At 57.1% G+C, this 16,795-nt stretch carries 26 protein-coding genes and 1 tRNA gene; 23 read left to right on the top strand and 4 right to left on the bottom strand.

From position 1 onward, the window contains the following. The first annotated feature begins 9 nt into the window (after window positions 1-9). The 13 genes from MHM86_RS02535 (at window position 10) to MHM86_RS02475 (ending at window position 4,573) form a co-directional block, all read left to right on the top strand. A complete protein-coding gene (locus MHM86_RS02535; protein WP_239195387.1) occupies window positions 10-423 on the top strand; it encodes a hypothetical protein in 414 nt (137 codons plus the stop codon). Further along, on the top strand, window positions 413-832 hold the full coding sequence (locus tag MHM86_RS02530; protein ID WP_239195386.1) for a hypothetical protein: 420 nt from the start codon (window positions 413-415) through the stop codon (window positions 830-832). Before MHM86_RS02535 ends, MHM86_RS02530 begins: the two co-directional genes overlap by 11 nt. Next, window positions 819-1,154, top strand: a complete 336-nt coding sequence (locus MHM86_RS02525; protein ID WP_239195385.1) for a hypothetical protein — start codon at window positions 819-821, stop codon at window positions 1,152-1,154. Before MHM86_RS02530 ends, MHM86_RS02525 begins: the two co-directional genes overlap by 14 nt. Then, on the top strand, window positions 1,151-1,330 hold the full coding sequence (locus tag MHM86_RS02520) for a hypothetical protein (RefSeq protein WP_239195384.1): 180 nt from the start codon (window positions 1,151-1,153) through the stop codon (window positions 1,328-1,330). Before MHM86_RS02525 ends, MHM86_RS02520 begins: the two co-directional genes overlap by 4 nt. Further along, window positions 1,320-1,718 (top strand): hypothetical protein, encoded by a 399-nt coding sequence (locus MHM86_RS02515; protein ID WP_239195382.1) that lies wholly within the window; start codon window positions 1,320-1,322, stop codon window positions 1,716-1,718. The genes MHM86_RS02520 and MHM86_RS02515 overlap by 11 nt, the downstream gene beginning before the upstream one ends. Beyond that, window positions 1,718-1,921: a hypothetical protein gene (locus tag MHM86_RS02510; RefSeq protein ID WP_239195380.1), complete on the top strand. Its 204-nt coding sequence runs from the start codon at window positions 1,718-1,720 to the stop codon at window positions 1,919-1,921. Before MHM86_RS02515 ends, MHM86_RS02510 begins: the two co-directional genes overlap by 1 nt. Continuing rightward, window positions 1,918-2,262: a hypothetical protein gene (locus MHM86_RS02505; RefSeq protein ID WP_239195378.1), complete on the top strand. Its 345-nt coding sequence runs from the start codon at window positions 1,918-1,920 to the stop codon at window positions 2,260-2,262. Before MHM86_RS02510 ends, MHM86_RS02505 begins: the two co-directional genes overlap by 4 nt. 76 nt (window positions 2,263-2,338) lie before the next feature. Next, the gene (locus tag MHM86_RS02500) at window positions 2,339-2,770 is read left to right on the top strand and encodes a tellurite resistance TerB family protein (protein WP_239195376.1); all 432 of its coding nucleotides are present in this window, start codon (window positions 2,339-2,341) and stop codon (window positions 2,768-2,770) included. After that, window positions 2,763-2,924 carry a hypothetical protein gene (locus MHM86_RS02495; protein WP_239195374.1) on the top strand — a complete coding sequence of 54 codons (162 nt, stop codon included), beginning with the start codon at window positions 2,763-2,765 and terminating at the stop codon, window positions 2,922-2,924. The genes MHM86_RS02500 and MHM86_RS02495 overlap by 8 nt, the downstream gene beginning before the upstream one ends. Window positions 2,925-2,929: 5 nt before the next feature. Continuing rightward, window positions 2,930-3,073 carry a hypothetical protein gene (locus MHM86_RS02490; RefSeq protein ID WP_239195372.1) on the top strand — a complete coding sequence of 48 codons (144 nt, stop codon included), beginning with the start codon at window positions 2,930-2,932 and terminating at the stop codon, window positions 3,071-3,073. A gap of 17 nt (window positions 3,074-3,090) precedes the next feature. Next, the gene (locus tag MHM86_RS02485) at window positions 3,091-3,534 is read left to right on the top strand and encodes a hypothetical protein (protein ID WP_239195371.1); all 444 of its coding nucleotides are present in this window, start codon (window positions 3,091-3,093) and stop codon (window positions 3,532-3,534) included. Window positions 3,535-3,560: 26 nt separating this feature from the next. Further along, window positions 3,561-4,073 (top strand): hypothetical protein, encoded by a 513-nt coding sequence (locus MHM86_RS02480; RefSeq protein ID WP_239195370.1) that lies wholly within the window; start codon window positions 3,561-3,563, stop codon window positions 4,071-4,073. Next, the gene (locus tag MHM86_RS02475) at window positions 4,070-4,573 is read left to right on the top strand and encodes a DUF2829 domain-containing protein (protein ID WP_239195369.1); all 504 of its coding nucleotides are present in this window, start codon (window positions 4,070-4,072) and stop codon (window positions 4,571-4,573) included. The genes MHM86_RS02480 and MHM86_RS02475 overlap by 4 nt, the downstream gene beginning before the upstream one ends. Here MHM86_RS02475 and MHM86_RS02470 read toward each other — a convergent pair. After that, a complete protein-coding gene (locus MHM86_RS02470; RefSeq protein ID WP_239195368.1) occupies window positions 4,567-5,820 on the bottom strand; it encodes a site-specific integrase in 1,254 nt (417 codons plus the stop codon). The genes MHM86_RS02475 and MHM86_RS02470 overlap by 7 nt on opposite strands. A 125-nt stretch (window positions 5,821-5,945) precedes the next feature. After that, window positions 5,946-6,035 (bottom strand) — tRNA-Ser (locus MHM86_RS02465). Window positions 6,036-6,435: 400 nt separating this feature from the next. Between MHM86_RS02465 and MHM86_RS02460 the strand changes: the two genes are divergently transcribed. From MHM86_RS02460 to MHM86_RS02430, 7 genes are all read left to right on the top strand, one after another. Then, window positions 6,436-7,302, top strand: coding sequence for a DUF2059 domain-containing protein (locus MHM86_RS02460; protein WP_239195366.1), 867 nt, complete (start codon window positions 6,436-6,438; stop codon window positions 7,300-7,302). Between the two features lie 257 nt (window positions 7,303-7,559). Next, window positions 7,560-8,141, top strand: coding sequence for a 50S ribosomal protein L21 (locus MHM86_RS02455; RefSeq protein ID WP_239195364.1), 582 nt, complete (start codon window positions 7,560-7,562; stop codon window positions 8,139-8,141). 22 nt (window positions 8,142-8,163) lie between these two features. After that, entirely contained in the window at window positions 8,164-8,433 is a 270-nt protein-coding gene (rpmA, locus tag MHM86_RS02450; protein WP_058317267.1) for a 50S ribosomal protein L27, read from the top strand. 300 nt (window positions 8,434-8,733) lie between these two features. Further along, entirely contained in the window at window positions 8,734-9,297 is a 564-nt protein-coding gene (locus tag MHM86_RS02445) for a GNAT family N-acetyltransferase (RefSeq protein WP_239195362.1), read from the top strand. Window positions 9,298-9,353: 56 nt separating this feature from the next. After that, window positions 9,354-10,403: a GTPase ObgE gene (obgE, locus tag MHM86_RS02440; RefSeq protein WP_239195360.1), complete on the top strand. Its 1,050-nt coding sequence runs from the start codon at window positions 9,354-9,356 to the stop codon at window positions 10,401-10,403. Further along, the gene (gene proB / locus MHM86_RS02435; RefSeq protein WP_239195359.1) at window positions 10,391-11,497 is read left to right on the top strand and encodes a glutamate 5-kinase; all 1,107 of its coding nucleotides are present in this window, start codon (window positions 10,391-10,393) and stop codon (window positions 11,495-11,497) included. Before obgE ends, proB begins: the two co-directional genes overlap by 13 nt. A 45-nt stretch (window positions 11,498-11,542) precedes the next feature. After that, a complete protein-coding gene (locus MHM86_RS02430) occupies window positions 11,543-12,805 on the top strand; it encodes a glutamate-5-semialdehyde dehydrogenase (RefSeq protein WP_239195354.1) in 1,263 nt (420 codons plus the stop codon). Here the strand turns inward: MHM86_RS02430 and MHM86_RS02425 are convergent. Beyond that, window positions 12,802-13,419, bottom strand: a complete 618-nt coding sequence (locus tag MHM86_RS02425; protein WP_239195353.1) for a histidine phosphotransferase family protein — start codon at window positions 13,417-13,419, stop codon at window positions 12,802-12,804. The two genes, MHM86_RS02430 and MHM86_RS02425, sit on opposite strands and share 4 nt — an antisense overlap. A 38-nt stretch (window positions 13,420-13,457) precedes the next feature. Here MHM86_RS02425 and MHM86_RS02420 point away from each other — a divergent pair, with 38 nt between their 5' ends. From MHM86_RS02420 to MHM86_RS02410, 3 genes are all read left to right on the top strand, one after another. Beyond that, window positions 13,458-13,640, top strand: coding sequence for a DUF3553 domain-containing protein (locus MHM86_RS02420; protein WP_239195351.1), 183 nt, complete (start codon window positions 13,458-13,460; stop codon window positions 13,638-13,640). 157 nt (window positions 13,641-13,797) lie between these two features. Next, window positions 13,798-14,571 carry a GNAT family N-acetyltransferase gene (locus MHM86_RS02415; protein WP_239195349.1) on the top strand — a complete coding sequence of 258 codons (774 nt, stop codon included), beginning with the start codon at window positions 13,798-13,800 and terminating at the stop codon, window positions 14,569-14,571. A gap of 2 nt (window positions 14,572-14,573) precedes the next feature. After that, window positions 14,574-15,407: a lysophospholipid acyltransferase family protein gene (locus tag MHM86_RS02410; protein ID WP_370644054.1), complete on the top strand. Its 834-nt coding sequence runs from the start codon at window positions 14,574-14,576 to the stop codon at window positions 15,405-15,407. Between the two features lie 55 nt (window positions 15,408-15,462). Here the strand turns inward: MHM86_RS02410 and mnmA are convergent, their stop codons facing one another. Then, on the bottom strand, window positions 15,463-16,605 hold the full coding sequence (gene mnmA, locus MHM86_RS02405; RefSeq protein WP_239195346.1) for a tRNA 2-thiouridine(34) synthase MnmA: 1,143 nt from the start codon (window positions 16,603-16,605) through the stop codon (window positions 15,463-15,465). Window positions 16,606-16,795 lie beyond the last annotated feature (190 nt).

Raw genomic sequence — 16,795 nt, 5'->3', positions numbered from 1 at the left:
GGTGTCGGTATGACTTTTGTTACCATGCCAGCGATCATGGCGTCTGGGAATGTGACGCTTTCGGTGAAGTCTGCCGGCACTGGCCGCGGTGCGCGCAAAAAGCCCACTATAACGCTTTCGATCAAGAAGGTGGTTGCGGAGAAGATCTGGCCTGATGGCGTCCCGACCAAGCCGATGAGGCTGCAGCTGGGCGTCAAGGTAAACGCAGGCAAGGTCGCGCTGATGCCGTGCCGAGAGGGCGAGGGTGCTAAGGGTGCATGTCGTGCGGCCGGAACGATCACCTTCACATATGTGGCTGTAGAGCCGGTCGATGCGGGCGCGGACAAGAAGGTGTTTCTTGATATGACGGGCACCCGCGAAGGCGGTGCGATTTTCAGCGGCGCTGATGAAATCTTGCTGAAAAGGTTTCTTCGTGAGCAGTGACAACGATCTCTTGGCGCAGCTGATGGCCGACGCTTTGGGGAGCGGATCGGCCGAGCGTCCGGCGGTGAGCCAGCCTGAACCTATGACTAATGGGGAAGGTGGCTCACCGCAGATGGATCGGATGCCTTGGCCTGATGGTTTTTTGGGGGGTGGTGAGCCGAGGGATTACAAAGCCTGTCGCGCGATGTGGGCGTCGGTATTGGTCTGCGCAATCCGTGACGCTCAACGCGAAAGAAAATCAGCGCTGAAAACCAAGATGGAGACCGGCACCGTGCCGCGCACCATCTGGGATATTCGCCTTTTGACCACAGAAACCGAGGATCTCAAAATTCTGTGTGACGCCGCTGACATTGATATGGCCGCCTTTGTTCGCTGGGCGCGCAAGGAGTTTGCAGATGTCCTCAATTGAAAAGACAAGCATCAAGGAGCTGCTGGCTGAAATGGAGCGGCGGGGCTACCTGTGCGCCCCCAAGGATGCAGTGGTGCGCCTTGAGGCGGGGTATGAGTATTGCAATTGTGCAAAATGCTCTGAGAACTTCGAGAAGATGCACGAAACCCGCTGCGTCCGAACCCAGAACGCACTGGCGCGTCGGTCAATGGATCTGATGCCGGTGCAGCTGATCGACGGCACCTTTGAGGATGGCGACGAAGAGGTGCGCCCGACAGTCACCTATCACGCTGAACTGACGTTCATCTGCGTTCCAGCCGCCAAGCCGGAGAAGATGAATTGACCCTCCGCGATTTTGAGGAAGCTCACGAAAAGGCTGCGCAGCTGGTCGCCATTCACGGCGAACGGTTCGTGCCGGCTTTTTTGGAAGCCGAGCGGCGCCTTGAAATCGCGAAATCATCCCAGTGCGCAATCACAAGAGCGCGCGAAATCGCAAGGAGCATGCAGAATGCAGCCTAAAAAACTGAACAAGGCCCAGACCAACAAGCTGGAGCAGCAACTCACCCAGTCCGCAATCGCGGTCATGACCATGCCGGGGCAGAGCCTCGAAAATCTCGCGACTGAATTTGCTGTGCTTGATGTCAATGCCCGCAACGCGATAGGTTCGATCTACCAGCATTTACTCTTCGTGTCAGAAAAGATCGGGGCAATGGAAATCCCCGAAGACAACGCGCTGGCAAAAGAGGTGCGCGATGAGCTTAAGGGTCTGATCCTCGAAATCGCCAATACTGGATCAAACTTTTCGGTCGCAGCGCAAAAGCTGGACGCCACTCAAGCGATTGATGCGGCTCTGCAAGGCGAAGGCCAGAAAAGCGGTTTGATCATGCCTGGCAAGGGGCTGCACTGATGGAGTGGCTGTTAGAAGCATGGGTCACCATTGTGGATTTGTGCCAGCTGATCGTTTTAATCGCGGCGGCGCAAATGTCCCGAACGATCCATAGGCATCAGATTAAATCAAAATCCGCATTGATCGTGGATGCGGTCGTCATTTTCATATTCGCTTGGTCGCTGATTGTAGGTTTGTTCTTTGCGGTGGAGTGGCTGACATGACGGAACCGACCTTCAAGTCTGTGCGCAATCAAGCCCCCTCCGGCCTGACGCGGCTTTCCCGCCAAGAGCTTATCCATGAGGCTGAACTGCACGGCATGGTGTGCGTTGATCGCAATAGAATTGCGACAATCCAAGGCCGACGTGCGTTCAGTAGGTTTGATCTAATCCGTCAAATGGATCAGCCGAAGCTGCGCGACATGCAAGTGAAAAACATGCGTCGCGAAATGATGATGGCGGCACAGGATAACCCGCAGATTTTTCACGAAAGCAGCCTTGAGCAAGACGGCGAGGAACTCCTGATGAGTGAGGTCCACATGTTCACGGCCTCCAAAAAATCCTGACGCCCTTTTCTGCCCCTGCGCGTCGGGGGCAGCGGCGGACGACAGAGCCGATTTAACCAAAACTTGGAGAGAGAGAATGTTTGGTAAACTGAAAGAAAAACTGTCTGGTGGCGCAAAACGCATGTCGGGCCGCACCGATCTGTTGGAGGCTGTCTGCGCCTCTGCCGCGCTGGTTGCGGCCGCTGACGGGGACATTGACGACATCGAAATCGAAGCAACGGCCAATGCCGTCACCGCAAACAAGGTGCTGAAAGACTCGTTTTCGACCCGTGAAATCGAAGCTTGTATTGATAGCATGCTGGCGCGCGCTCAAGGCCGCCGTGTCGGCAAGATTGGCCTCTGGAAAGAGATCGAGGATGTGGCCGGCAATCACGAAGACAGCGAAATCGTTCTGCTGACCGCGATGGATATTGCAGATGCGGACGGTGAAGTCGATCCGGCTGAAATCAAGGTTCTGGAAAAGCTGGCCGACAAGCTGAGCCTGAAACTGTCTGACTACGATGCTTGATTGGCTCAAAGAAAAGGTGCTGCTGTGGTCCGTCACAGCAGCCGCCACCCTCACCGCGTTGCAGGCCGTAATGCCGCCGGTGATCGACTGGGTGCTGGATGCAATGGTTGTCGTCCTTGTGTTCATCGCCGCCCGTATTGCCCGCATGAAATAAGGAGAATGGCTAATATGAACTACTTTTTTGTTTCCATTTCCAGCGCCTCATTCACAGCCGCAGCTATGCAGCCTGATGGGCTTTCGGCAGCCGCCCTGATCGGAATTTTCTCAGCGATTGCGGCTTTTATCTACGAAATGAACACTTAACCAGAGGAGTCTTCCTAATGTCTGAGGATACTTCCGAAATCCGCCCTGACGTTGAATGTGACGCCTTTCAGAAGGCAGTCGCCTACATCCGCGAACGCGCGGACACCACTAAAAATAAAAAGATGATCGCTGCCGCCGAAGCCATTGAGGCCGCAACACAGTGCGCGATCATCGATAAGGAAAATGTCGCCAGCCTGAATATGGAGGCGGTCAGCAAGGATAGCCATGCGTCTGCGATGGTTAAAACCATCCAGCTGCTGCGAGAGCAGGTGGCGCAGGCAAAGGCAGAATGCGAGGCGCTGGATCAAGCCAAGAAGGCCGAAGCCAACGCCATTGTCGCAATGCGGATCGCCCAAGCCGAAGCGGCCACCATGCGCGAATGTATGAATAAGGTGTTTCCGACGCCTTTTAGCGCCACAGCCGCAATACACCCAAAAACGCCGGATACCTTCGGCGTCTGACCCATCAGCGAGAAAGATAAAGAGCTATGATTTCTAATCAAACACTGAACGACATTAGCGTTGCTGCGGAAACCACCCTCAAAGCCATTGGCGCTGAGATCCCGCAGGAAATGGACCGGCTGGTCCGCTATTTCCTTCTCAGAGGCGCGGGTATGCGTATCGCGCAGCCCGAACATGACCTGGCGCTGCAGGCGATTTCTCTGGCCGTGCAGGGGCTGGGCGTCGAGCGTAACGAAACGATGGGAAGCTATCGCGTCGGCACCGAATTCAACCCGTCAGCTTCTGGCTCGGTTTCGATCCTCAAGGCGGCAGCGGCCGACCTGATCGACATGACATTGGCTTCCGGCGCAGAGGGCGTTCCCGAAGGTGGGCGTCAAGCGGCAATGGCAGCCAGCAAGTTTGAGGACGGCGCGATGAACGCGGTCAAGGCGGCCACCAAGCGCCCGATGCAGGACATCATGCCGATTGAGCCGCCATCACAAGAGGAAGTGCCGGAGGAGGTAGAGGAAGATCTTGATGAATTGGAAGGTGACGAATGAACTTTGGTCAAGCAATTGATGCGATGAAGCACGGCGCGCGGGTCGCCCGTGAAGGCTGGAACGGCAAGGGAATGTGCGTCTACATCGTCAACGGTAGCTTTGCGCCTGAGGGTGCTTGTGATGCGGAGCGCGCAGGCATCGACAAAAAGCTGTTTGAATTGGGTGATCACGACACCAGCACCCGCTTGCCCTGTGTTGCGATGATCACCGCGCAAGGTGCGATCTTGCATGGATGGCTGGCATCTCAAAGCGATATGCTGGCCGAAGACTGGCAGCTGGTCGATGGTATGCAGGAAAAAGACTGGCGCAAGCACGTTCCGGTGGACGAGCGCAGCGGCCTGATTTCCGAGTATGACGACGGTTCGGCCGTGTTCTTTGCCAGCGCAACCGGCGGGGGCAGCGAATACGGCGCCTATGGGCGCGTTCAGCTGATGAAGATCGACGCTGACGGCGCAGCGAGTTTCCGTGACTACACCGCAGACGCTTACTGGTATCAGTAAAAACTGACCTCGGTGAGGGCTTCCTGCATTCGGTGCAGATCGTAGCCCTCGCCATACTTCTCACCCTTCTCTGTGTGCCCCATCAGCTGATCCATCAGGCTATCAGACATGTTGGCAGCGCGCAGGCGGTCCTTGAAGGCGTGACGCAGGCCGTAGAAACTCAACCCGTTATCGCCTGTCAGTTTGTTTTCCCGCAGATACTTGTTCACGGCCGTTGAATACGTCCCGTGTTTGCCGCGATAGCGCGGGAAGCCTTCGGGGTTGCGCCGCATAGCCTCTAGGGCCACACCGACCACCACGACTTTTCGGATCGACGCCGCGGTTTTCAATTCGCGCCCTTCCTCGACCAGATCGAAATGGGGCACGTTTGCATTGAGATGGATGTGGTGGGGCAGGAGGCCGCAAATTTCAGAAGGCCGGCAGCCGGTGTTGACCACCACATGCAGGATGTCGCGCGCTTGATCGTTTAGCCCATCCAGAACACCAGACCGCAGCCATTGCTGAATGCTTGCACTTGGGATCGGCGGCCGCGTTTTTTGCTGCTTCTTACCGGCGGATAGGGCCAGACCGTCAAACGGGTTCGCTGTATTTGGTGCCAGATCCAGCAGGTAGTATTTCATCATGGTTTTAATTGAACCGAGCGACTTATTGGCCGTGTCGGCCTGAATGGACCCAGCGGCCACCATTTCTTTCAGGTTGTCGCGAAATTTTACGGCATCCTTCCGGTCGATGGTCAGGACTTCCATGTCGCCACACGCTTCCTGAAAGCGTTTGATGCAGAGGTTAAAGGGTGACTTCCAGATCCGGTTTTGCTCTTTGTTCTTTTTCTTGCGCTTGTATGCGGTGTGTTCATCGTACCAGTCGGCAAGGCCGGATACCTTCATCTGAGGGGGCTTGACCGTGCCAAGGACCGCATCAGCTGTTGCCGCGTCTTTCACGTCCTCGATCGCTTTGAAGCGCGCAATGAACTCCTCGTCTGACACCTCTGCAACAGGGCGGTATGTGAAGCCGAGTGTTTGGCAGTATTTTACGACGGCCTCAAAGTCGGGGTTTTCGCCGGAAAGGCGAGCCTCCCACATTGCGACGGTTCGCTTTTTGGCAGTGGCCGCGCGCAACTGGGCGACTTCCTCGTCGCCGGTCTTGAGGCTGAAAAATATTTCTTTGCGTGTTTCGACCGACTTGAACCGCTTCGGAACATGCCACCTAATCCACCAAGTTTTGCCGCGTAATTGCAGACTATTTGACATACCCAATCCGTCCTTTTCGTGTCAAAAGTCGTGTCAAAAATCGTGTCAAACAGCAAGGCCGCGCAGGCATAAAAAGCCTAATTGCCTGTTTTTTATGAATATATTTTTTAAAAAGGGTGGAGTTGTGGCGGAGAGACAGGGATTCGAACCCTGGGTGGGCTTGCACCCACAACGGTTTTCGAGACCGCCCCGTTCGACCACTCCGGCACCTCTCCGTCCGCTGAGACCGTGGTCTTGGTGAGGGGCGATTTAAAGAGTAATGTTGTGGGGGGCAAGGGGCTTTTTGGACTTTTGTAAAAGTTTTTCGCGTGCACTTTTTTCGCGTGCACTGGCGTTGCATTGTGGCCAGTGGGCACAGAGCGTGGCTGGAAACGGTAGCGTTTTGTCTTAACTCTGTGTGGTGGGGGCGATTTTTGCCCATAGTCGTGCCACGCTTCGCGAAGTCTTTACCGTCGTGGGCCAGTCTGCGGGTTGAGTGCACGGCGTGCTGGGGCATAGTGTCCGTTAGGCGAACGGCATGCTGCCTTGGGCGAAGTGCTTTAAGTCACACCGACGTGTCGGACATCGTCCCTGAGGCAGCCGTGCGGTCGGCATTGAGTTTAGGAAGGACAGAGCGTGCACCATATCATTTCTACGATCAGGCGGGGTGCGGATGTGCTGCGCAACCTATTGATGGCAGCGCTTTTGATCATCATAGCGGGGCTGCCTGCATCGGCGCAGGTGGCGCGGGGCGCGCAAATTGATGCTTTGTTTGAGGCGCTGGGTATGCCCGAAATGCTGGGCATGCTGCGCGATGAGGGTGTGGCGTACGGCGATGAGCTGGCTGAACAGATGCTGCCCGGCGGCAGCGATCCGGTGTGGCAGGCGGTGGTGGCTGATCTGCACAATCCCGATGATCTGCGCGCCCTGATGCGCAGTGGGTTTGAGGAAAGCTTTGGCGATACGGACGCGGCGCCTTTGCTGGACTTCTTTAACAGTGAGGCAGGCAAGCGAATTGTCGGGCTGGAGCTGGCGGCGCGGCGTGCCTTTATGGATGATGCGGTCGAAGAGGCTGCGCGTGAGCAGGTGCGCGATATTGCGGCACCTTTTGATGACCACCTCGGCGCAATTGACGCCTTTGTCGAACAGAACGATCTGGTGGAAATGAATGTCACCGGCGCGCTCAACTCCAATTACATGTTCATGCGCGGGTTGGTGCAGGGTGGTGCCTTTCAGATGAGTGAGGGCGATATTCTGGCCGATGTCTGGGCGCAGGAGGAGGAGACCCGCGCCGACAGCCGCGAATGGATCTATGCATTTTTGACGCTGGCCTACCAACCGCTGAGTGTCGAGGAGGTTCAGGCCTATGTCGCGCTGTCCGGGACCAAAGAGGGGGCAGCAATGAACCGCGCGCTCTTTGCTGGCTTTGACAATATGTATGGGGCGATTTCGCTGTCGCTGGGCGTCGCGATTGCGCGGCAGATGCAAGGGCAGACACTGTAGGGGGTGTATCTAGGCGTGCTGGCGGCGCAAAGACGCAAGAAAATAAGGGGGCATTCTGCCTCTTTGCCGCAAGAAACTGTTGACTTATCCCCTGCGACCTACAATAAGCGCACTCTAGGGCAGGGGTAACTCTGCCCTGTTTTGTTGTAATATCGCCCTGAGAGGGGCACGCAGTTCGCGGTGGTGCAGGATGAAATGCCTGTAGCATGAACGCCCGAAACGGGGACCATAGAACGCGGAAACTGAAGGAAATGCAAATGTTTGCGGTTCTGAAAACCGGCGGCAAGCAGTACAAAGTTCAGGCGGGTGATATCCTCCGCGTGGAAAAATTGGCTGCCGATGCAGGTGAAACTATCCAATTCAACGAGATTCTGATGCTGGGTGGCGACAACATGGTTGTTGGCGCACCTCTGGTAGACGGCGCGGCTGTTCAGGCCGAAGTTGTTGACCAGATCAAAGGCGAAAAGCTGATCCACTTCGTGAAGCGTCGTCGTAAGCACAGCTCCAAGCGTACCAAAGGTCACCGTCAGCAACTGACCCTGATCAAGGTAACCGACATTCTGGCCGCAGGCGCAGAGAAGTCGGGCGTGAAAGCAGCCGTAGGCGCAGGTTCGGTTGCAGCAGCACCCGCAGCCAAGCCCGCAGCCGCAAAAGCCGAAGCAGCCGCAGGCGCAGCCGACGATCTGACCCAGATCACCGGTGTTGGTCCCGCAGCCGCTAAAAAGCTGGCCGAAGCCGGCATCACCACCTTCGCACAGCTGGCCGCTGTTGACGCCGCATCTTCGGACGTCAAAGTGAAACCCGAATGGGTTGAGCAAGCCGCTGAACTGGCGAAATAAGTAGAGCTTTAGGAGACACCTCATGGCACATAAAAAAGCTGGCGGTTCATCCCGTAACGGTCGCGACTCAGCTGGTCGCCGCCTTGGCGTAAAACTCTACGGTGGCCAAGCCGCAATTCCGGGCAACATCATCGTGCGTCAGCGCGGTACCAAGATGTGGCCGGGTGAAGGCGTCGGCATGGGCAAAGACCACACCCTCTTTGCTACCGTCGAAGGCAAAGTGACCTTCCACAAAGGTCTGAAGAAACGTACCTTCGTTTCTGTTCTGCCAGTGGCGGAGGCCGCTGAGTAAGCCGATCGGTTTCGCGTTAAGCAAATTGGGGGATCGGCGAAAGCCGGTCCCCTTTCTCTTTTGTTGATTTGGCCCGTTTGGGCGCGGGCGATGCCGATAAGGTTTTAAGTTCACAAGAGTTTTTGGCAGTGTGACTTGCTTTTGCAGGGCGGATTGCCATCTGTTTGATACATCAGCGGGTTAGATGCCGCGCAGGTTGATCGGAAATCCCCTCTGCGGGGTCGGCAACACGGCAAGAGGAGGCCGCAGCACAGGCAGGCTGGCCCAGGTTGATGCGTTTTAGTTGGAGGAGTGTTTGATATGATGCTCGACAAGCAGCCGCTGGAGGCGGCGATTGAAACAGACCGGTTCGTGCTGCGCCCCTTGCGCAAATCGGACAAGGGTCTCATTGAGATGAACAGCGCCGACCTGCGGGTTGCGCGCAATACCCGTACAATCCCGCATCCGTTGCCGCCGGGGGCGATTGATGCCTTTGTTGATCGCGCATTAGACGATGAACGGTCAGAAGACATGTGGGCCATCGACGGCACCCATGTGGGCGGCTGCGAGGTAATGGGGCTGATCGGGTTAGAGGAAATGGATCGCGGTCAGAGCCAGATCAGTTTCTGGGTGGCGCCGCCGCATTGGAATAATGGGATTGCTTCTGCCGCTGTTACGGCTCTGTTGGAGGCAAACCCGCATGGCGCGGAAACCGTGTTTGCCGAGGTGTTTCAGGACAATCCGGCCTCGGCCCGTGTGCTGACCAACTGCGGTTTTGAATATTTGGGGGATGCGGAAACCTTTTCGGTTGCCCGCGGCGCCAATATGGCCACCTGGACTTACCTGAAAAAACTACACGCCGGTGAAAAACCAAAACAGGCGTAAGCAAAGGGGGATGTGCATGCTTGTGCATCCCGCGACCTTTGCGCTAGGAGACAGTCATGAAATTTCTTGATCTCGCAAAGGTCTATATTCGTTCGGGTTCCGGCGGCAACGGCTGTGTCAGCTTCCGCCGTGAGAAGTACATCGAATATGGCGGCCCCGATGGTGGCGATGGTGGCACAGGCGGTACTGTCTGGGCTGAAACCGTGGATGGTTTGAACACGCTGATCGACTTCCGGTATCAGCAACACTTCTTCGCTGATAACGGCCGTCCGGGCATGGGTAACCAGCGCACCGGCGCAGATGGTGCGGACATCATCCTGAAGGTGCCGGTGGGCACTGAAATTCTGGATGAGGATCAGGAAACGGTGATTGCCGATATGACCGAACTTGGCCAGCGCGTGCAGCTGGCCAAGGGCGGCAATGGCGGTTGGGGTAACCTGCATTTCAAATCCTCGACCAATCAGGCACCGCGTCGCTCAAACCCCGGTCTGGAAGGGGTGGAGAGGACCCTTTGGCTGCGCCTGAAACTGATTGCAGACGTGGGCCTGTTGGGTTTGCCGAACGCCGGTAAGTCGACCTTCCTTGCGGCCACATCAAACGCGCGTCCCAAGGTGGCGGATTACCCCTTCACGACGCTACACCCTAACCTTGGCGTTGTGGGTGTGGATGGCGCAGAATTTGTTGTCGCTGACATCCCCGGTTTGATCGAAGGCGCGTCTGAGGGCCGTGGTCTGGGCGATCTGTTCCTTGGCCATGTTGAGCGCTGCGCCGCACTGCTGCATCTGGTTGATGGTTCGTCGGGCACTTTGCTTGAGGACTATAAAACCATCATTGGCGAGCTGGAAGCGTACGGTGGTGGTCTGGCCGCAAAGCCACGCATTACGGTGCTGAACAAGATCGATACGCTGGACGACGAAGAACGCGCCTTCCTTAAGGAAGAGCTGGAGGCTGTTGTGGGCGGCCCTGTCATGCTGATGTCCGGTGTGTCGCAGGAAGGCACCGAAGATGTGCTGCGTGCGCTGCGCGCTCAGATCGACGACAACCGACTGCGGATCAAGCAGGAACAACTGGCCCAAGACGGTGAGGAAGAGACGTGGCATCCCTGAGCGCGGCGAGGCGTCTGGTCATTAAAATCGGCTCGGCGCTGCTGGTGGATCGTAAAACCGGCCAGCTGCGCCACGATTGGGTGCAGGGTCTGGCACAGGATGTGGCTTGGCTCAAAGGGCAGGGCAAGGATGTGATCCTTGTCTCTTCCGGCTCGATCGCGTTGGGGCGTGGGGTTTTGGACCTGCCTGCAACTGAGCTGGCGCTGGAACAATCCCAAGCCGCCGCCGCCGTCGGTCAAATCAGACTGGCCCGCGCCTACGAAGAGGTGCTGGCGCCCTTTGGTATCACCACGGCGCAGGTGCTGGTCACGCTAGAAGACAGCACCGACCGCCGCCGTTACCTCAACAGCCGCGCGACGCTGGAACAGTTGGTCGGCCTCGGCGTTGTGGCGATCGTCAATGAAAACGATACCATCGCAACGGACGAAATCCGTTACGGAGACAACGACCGTCTGGCCGCGCAGGTTGCCGTCACCGTGGGGGCGGATCAGTTGATCCTGCTGTCTGACGTGGATGGCTTTTATAGCGCCAATCCGCAGGTTGACCCCAGTGCAGTGCGCTATGATGTGATCGATGATATCACCCCCGAGATTGAGGCAATGGCTGGCGACGGTGTCTCTGGCCTGTCCAAGGGCGGGATGATCACCAAACTGATGGCCGCGAAAACCGCGACCAAGGCAGGGTGTTCGATGGCGATCACCGAAGGATCGGTTCTGCGCCCGCTGACCGCGCTGGAACAGGGGGCCAATGCCACGTGGTTCACCGCGCAGGTGGATCCGCAACAGGCCCGCAAGCGCTGGATTGCGGCGATGAAGCCGAAGGGTGAGATCGTAGTCGATGCCGGTGCTGCCGGTGCCTTGGGGCGCGGCAAAAGCCTGTTGCCGGCTGGCGTCTCTGCTGTGGCGGGTGAATTTGGTCGCGGTGACCCGGTCGCTATTCTGGATCCGCAGGGCCACAAGCTGGGACAGGGTCTAACCCGCTATGATGCAGTTGAGGCAGGTAAAATCCGGGGCCACCAGTCAGAGGATATAGAAGGCCTGCTGGGATATCCGGGTCGGGCGGCCCTGATCCACCGTGATGATATGGCGCTTTGACGGCGCCTGAACCGCTCTTTTAGTTTTGCAAAACGGAACAGACAGATGACTGACAGCGAAAACATCCCCGCAATGATGCAAGAGCTTGGCCAGCGCGCCAAAGCTGCCGCAGCAGAGCTGGGTTTCGCCCCAGCCGCCCAACGCCAGAAGGCGCTGGAGGTGGCGGCAGACACCGTCTGGGCCAAACGCGCCGACATCATTGCCGCCAATGCCAAGGATCTGGACTTTGGCCGTGGTAAAGGCCTGTCAGATGCGATGATGGACCGGCTGCTGCTGGATGAGGGCCGTATTCAGGGAATCGTTGATGGATTGCGTGCGGTCGCCGCGCAGGACGATCCTGTGGGGGAAGTGCTGGCCGAATGGGATCGTCCCACCGGTTTGAACATCCGCCGTGTGCGCACGCCCTTGGGTGTGATCGGGGTGATCTATGAGAGTCGCCCGAATGTAACTGCGGATGCCGGGGCCCTGTGCCTGAAGGCAGGCAATGCGGTGATCCTGCGCGGGGGATCGGAAAGCTTCCACTCTTCCTCGCTGATCCATGCCTGTCTGGTTGAGGGACTGCGCGCTGCCGGGCTGCCTGAGGCGGCGATTCAGCTGATCCCGACCCGCGACCGTGCGGCGGTGCAGGAACTCTTGACCATGACCGATTATGTGGATGTGATTGTGCCCCGTGGTGGCAAAGGGCTGGTGGGGCTGGTTCAGCGCGAGGCGCGGGTGCCTGTCTTTGCTCATCTTGAGGGGATCGTGCACATTTATGTCGATGCCTCCGCAGATCCGCAAAAGGCGCTGGATGTGGTACTCAACGCCAAAACCCGCCGCACCGGCATCTGTGGCGCCGCCGAATGCCTGCTGATCCACCGCGATATTGTGGACGGTCTGGGCGCGGATCTGATTCGTATGCTGATCGACGCCGGTGTTGAGGTCCACGCAGGCGCAGGCCTGCAAATCAATGGCACACTGGCCGCCAATGACGACGATTGGGGCAAAGAGTTTCTCGACAGCATCATTGCCGCGAAGGTTGTCGATGACGTCGATGGTGCGATTGATCACATTCGCCGCTACAGTTCCAGCCATACCGATTGTGTGCTGGCCGAGGACGACGCCGTTGCTGACCGGTTCTTTGAGCGTTTGGACAGTGCGATCCTGATGCGCAACGCCTCCACCCAGTTTGCCGACGGTGGCGAATTTGGCATGGGGGCTGAGATCGGCATCGCTACCGGCAAAATGCATGCCCGAGGTCCGGTGGGGGCGTCGCAGCTCACAAGTTTCAAATACCTGGTGGTCGGTGACGGAAGCACCCGCGCCTAAAACGCCAGCCTGACCCAGTCTTCACCGCGTTCGAAATCCAACGTGCGGTGAAGGCGCTTAAGTGCGCCGGGCAGTAGCGCAAATTGAACATCCCGCGCTGATACCTCCGGCGGGTCGCCGTGCAGCAGTGGCAACCACCGGCTGTTATCCCATTGCAAACGATCACTCTTCGCATTGATCTGCCAGCGTATATGCGAGGAGGCATCGCTTTGGTGTTCGCGTGCGGCGATTTCAACAGTGCCACCAAATGGCAGCGCGGTTTCCAAACACATCAACACCAGCGCGACAGCCTGTACCTGCGCCTGAGGGATCATGTCAGGTGCGCTGAGATGGTGCGAAATTCGTGCATTGGTCCCGACCTGCGGCAAAAGTGCCGCAAATTCTGCGGCCGGCACTAGATGGTCGTCATAAGGCAGCCCGAACGCCAGCCGGAACACCCGCAAACGCGCATTGACCAACGTGATGCTTTCGCGCAACAACTCCATTTCAGGGTTCGATTTGCCGGTGCCAAGTTCCAGCAGTTCCACCCCGTTCCCCAAGGCGCCGATGGGGCTGACCAGATCGTGACAGATGCGCGCGCTGATCAGCTCGGCTATATCGGTGTCCGTAGTCACTGCTATCCCTCCTCCCATAGGGGGTAAAGGAGCCCACCATGAGTGATATAACGTCTTTTCTTGAGCCGGGGATGCGGGTCAAACATCCCACACAGCCCGACTGGGGTATCGGCCAGGTTCAGTCAAATATCGGCGGCAAAGTCACTGTGAATTTCCCTGAAGCCGGTAAAGTTGTGATTGATGGTACACGCGTGCACCTTCAGCTGGTCTTTGATACCTAAAAATCGTTACTAAGTAGTAAATACTTTATCGATATTTATGTATAGGCCAATTCCATTGGCGCCCGAATTGTTGCTAATCTCAACGGCCTTGCCTAAAACCACGTCGAAACCGGCGGCAGCAGCACGTCCGTCGCCAGTGTGAGGAGCGTTGCACACCATGCATAAACCGGAGTTTTCGACAAAACTGGTCGAAACCGCAGAGGAATTGCGCGCCGCACAGCGCCTTCGCTATCGTGTTTTTGTCGAGGAACTGGGGGCAGGCGGCGCGGATGTTGATCATGAAGCGCGGCTGGAAAAGGACCGTTTTGATCCGTTCTTTGATCACCTGATCCTGATTGACCACGCCCATGAGGGTGGATTGGATGAGCAGGTTGTTGGTGTCTACCGCCTGCTACGTGATGATCAGGCAGAAGCCGCAGGGCAGTTCTATTCAGAGGATGAATATGACCTGACGCCGCTACGCAGCTCTGGTCGTCGTTTGTTGGAACTGGGCCGGTCCTGTCTGGATGTGGACTATCGCGGCGGTGCAGCGATGTTCCATCTGTGGAACGCTTTGGCGGCTTATGTCTTTGAGCATGATATTGAAATCCTGTTTGGCACGGCCAGTTTTCACGGCACTGATCTGGAGGCGTTGGCGCAGCCATTGGCAATGCTGTACCACAACCACCTCGCGCCGATGGAGCTACGTGTAAGGGCGCAGCCGGATCACTACGCGGATATGAATCGCGTTGCGATTGCAGATCTGGACCGTCGCCGTGCGATGGTGCAGGTGCCGGCGTTGATCAAGGCTTACCTGCGACTGGGTGGTTTCGTCGGCGATGGTGCTTTTGTCGATCTTGGGTTTAACACCATTGATGTCTGTCTGATTATGGACACCTCACGCATGAACGAAAAACAAAAAAACATTTATACTAAAGAGGTTGTGCGGTGAACATCATTTGGGAAAAGCCACCTGAACCACCGCGCGAACCACTGGGTTTTGGCGGGGTTATTCGCGCACTGCTGCGCGGCGTTGTGCTGGGCACACTGGTCTTTGGCGGGTTGGCACTGCTGCTGCTGATCCGCTTGGCAGAGCGTCCGCTGTTTGGCCTGCGTCGCCCGCTGACGCCCTTCTTGACGCAGTTTGTCTGCCGCAACGCGTTTCGCATCCTTGGTATGAAGTTCAGTCATCGCGGCAGCCCAATGCAGGAACGCGGCGCGATTGTTGCCAACCATTCGTCATGGTTGGATATTTTCACCCTGAACGCAATCAAGCGGATCTACTTCGTTTCCAAAGCCGAAGTGGCGGCTTGGCCCGGCATTGGGTGGCTGGCACGCGCCACTGGTACGGTGTTTATCAAGCGGGATCGCAAGGATGCGAAGCTGCAGCAGAAGATCTTTGAGGATCGTCTGCTGGCGGGCCATAAGCTGCTGTTTTTCCCTGAGGGCACATCGACCGACTCGATGATCGTTTTGCCTTTTAAAACAACGTTGTTTCAAGCGTTCTTTCATGAACATCTACGCCATGAACTGCATATCCAGCCGGTCACCGTGATCTATTGCGCACCGGATGGGGCTGATCCGCGGTACTATGGCTGGTGGGGAGATATGGATTTCGGCAGTCACCTGTTGAAGGTGCTTGGCGCCCGTCGGCAAGGATCGGTTGAGGTGGTTTATCATCCGCCGGTGCGGGTGGATGCCTACCCCAACCGCAAGGCGCTGGCCGCCGCGATGGAGGCGTCAGTGCGGGGTGCCATGCCCGCAGATCGTCAGGCGATACCGCAGTGACAAACAAAAAACGCCGCAAGCATTCTGCGGCGTTTTTTATTGAAATTTTATAGGCTTATTTACCTTTCCAGATCCAGCCACCGCCGAAAATCCGGCTGCCTTCGTCAGCATAGAACACACAGGCCTGACCGGGGCTGACGCCTTCTTCGGGGGTCAGAAGCTCCACCTCTGCTTCTGTCTTTGAGATCGGGCGGATAATCGCATCGCGCGGCGGTCGGGTGGAGCGAACCTTGACCTTCAGGTGCCATTCCTTTTGCGAGGTAAATGGGTCATCCCCCAGCCAGTTGATCTCCCGTACAGGAATGGTACGGGTTGCCAGCATCTCTTTGGGGCCGACGACAACCTGCTTGTTGTCCACGTCCAGTTTCACCACATAGAGCGGCTCTGACAGGCCTCCGATGCCCAGACCACGGCGTTGGCCGATCGTGTAGTGGATCACGCCGTGGTGTTCACCCAGGATCCGACCGTCCACATGTACGATCTGACCCGGCTCAGCCGCGCCAGGGCGCAGTTTTTCGATGACAGAAGCGTAGTTCCCGTCTGGAACAAAGCAGATATCCTGACTGTCGGGCTTGTCGGCCACGGCCAGACCATATTTGGCGGCCAGTTCACGGGTCGCATCCTTCGACGGCAAGTGGCCAAGCGGGAAGCGCAGATAAGACAGCTGCTCGGGCGTGGTGGAAAACAGGAAATAGCTTTGGTCACGGTTCGCATCTTCAGCGCTGTGCAGTTCAGGGCCATTTTCACCCATCTTGCGCTGGATATAGTGGCCCGTGGCCATGCAGTCGGCTTCCAGATCTTTGGCGGTTTCCAGAAGGTCCTTAAATTTCACCCGTTCATTGCAGCGGATACAGGGGACGGGCGTCGCGCCACCCAGATAGCTGTCAGCGAATTCGTCGATTACGGCTTCTTGAAAGATATTTTCATAATCAAGGACATAGTGTGGGAAATTCATTTCCTCTGCCACGCGTCGTGCATCGTGAATATCGATGCCCGCGCAACAGGCACCTTTCTTGGCCAGTGCTGCACCGTGATCGTAAAGCTGCAGGGTCACGCCCACAACGTCATAACCTTCCTCAGCCAGCTGTGCCGCAACGACCGACGAATCCACGCCGCCTGACATGGCCACGACCACGCGGGTTTCAGAGGGCGGTTTGGCGAACCCGAGGGAATTCACGTCAGTGGGTTGGTCCAACATCGTTGACGACTCCTTACGAAAGACCGCGAGAATATATGAAAATTGTGCGCACTCTCAAGAGGGTGTTTCACCAGCTGTTAAGGGCTCTCCCACACATTTGGAACCCAATGCAGCGAGATCAAGGGCTGCTGCGGATCAACGTACCGTTTGTTCGGGGCGTCTGGTCCGCTGAGCGTCTGATCGGATGTCG

The sequence above is a fragment of the Thalassobius sp. Cn5-15 genome (genome assembly GCF_022347685.1).
GTDB lineage: Bacteria > Pseudomonadota > Alphaproteobacteria > Rhodobacterales > Rhodobacteraceae > Thalassobius.
The sequence above is the reverse complement of the archived record's forward strand: the minus strand, read 5'-3'. Positions and strand labels throughout refer to the sequence as shown.

Bases quoted from the DNA above. Each gene is read 5' to 3' on its own strand.
- MHM86_RS02535 (WP_239195387.1), top strand. From the start codon at position 10: ATGACTTTTGTTACCATGCCAGCGATCATGGCGTCTGGGAATGTGACG.
- MHM86_RS02525 (WP_239195385.1), top strand. From the start codon at position 819: ATGTCCTCAATTGAAAAGACAAGCATCAAGGAGCTGCTGGCTGAAATG.
- MHM86_RS02515 (WP_239195382.1), top strand. From the start codon at position 1,320: ATGCAGCCTAAAAAACTGAACAAGGCCCAGACCAACAAGCTGGAGCAG.
- MHM86_RS02510 (WP_239195380.1), top strand. From the start codon at position 1,718: ATGGAGTGGCTGTTAGAAGCATGGGTCACCATTGTGGATTTGTGCCAG.
- MHM86_RS02505 (WP_239195378.1), top strand. From the start codon at position 1,918: ATGACGGAACCGACCTTCAAGTCTGTGCGCAATCAAGCCCCCTCCGGC.
- MHM86_RS02500 (WP_239195376.1), top strand. From the start codon at position 2,339: ATGTTTGGTAAACTGAAAGAAAAACTGTCTGGTGGCGCAAAACGCATG.
- MHM86_RS02495 (WP_239195374.1), top strand. From the start codon at position 2,763: ATGCTTGATTGGCTCAAAGAAAAGGTGCTGCTGTGGTCCGTCACAGCA.
- MHM86_RS02490 (WP_239195372.1), top strand. From the start codon at position 2,930: ATGGCTAATATGAACTACTTTTTTGTTTCCATTTCCAGCGCCTCATTC.
- MHM86_RS02485 (WP_239195371.1), top strand. From the start codon at position 3,091: ATGTCTGAGGATACTTCCGAAATCCGCCCTGACGTTGAATGTGACGCC.
- MHM86_RS02480 (WP_239195370.1), top strand. From the start codon at position 3,561: ATGATTTCTAATCAAACACTGAACGACATTAGCGTTGCTGCGGAAACC.
- MHM86_RS02475 (WP_239195369.1), top strand. From the start codon at position 4,070: ATGAACTTTGGTCAAGCAATTGATGCGATGAAGCACGGCGCGCGGGTC.
- MHM86_RS02470 (WP_239195368.1), bottom strand. From the start codon at position 5,820: ATGTCAAATAGTCTGCAATTACGCGGCAAAACTTGGTGGATTAGGTGG.
- MHM86_RS02455 (WP_239195364.1), top strand. From the start codon at position 7,560: ATGTTTGCGGTTCTGAAAACCGGCGGCAAGCAGTACAAAGTTCAGGCG.
- rpmA (WP_058317267.1), top strand. From the start codon at position 8,164: ATGGCACATAAAAAAGCTGGCGGTTCATCCCGTAACGGTCGCGACTCA.
- MHM86_RS02445 (WP_239195362.1), top strand. From the start codon at position 8,734: ATGATGCTCGACAAGCAGCCGCTGGAGGCGGCGATTGAAACAGACCGG.
- obgE (WP_239195360.1), top strand. From the start codon at position 9,354: ATGAAATTTCTTGATCTCGCAAAGGTCTATATTCGTTCGGGTTCCGGC.
- MHM86_RS02430 (WP_239195354.1), top strand. From the start codon at position 11,543: ATGACTGACAGCGAAAACATCCCCGCAATGATGCAAGAGCTTGGCCAG.
- MHM86_RS02420 (WP_239195351.1), top strand. From the start codon at position 13,458: ATGAGTGATATAACGTCTTTTCTTGAGCCGGGGATGCGGGTCAAACAT.
- MHM86_RS02415 (WP_239195349.1), top strand. From the start codon at position 13,798: ATGCATAAACCGGAGTTTTCGACAAAACTGGTCGAAACCGCAGAGGAA.
- mnmA (WP_239195346.1), bottom strand. From the start codon at position 16,605: ATGTTGGACCAACCCACTGACGTGAATTCCCTCGGGTTCGCCAAACCG.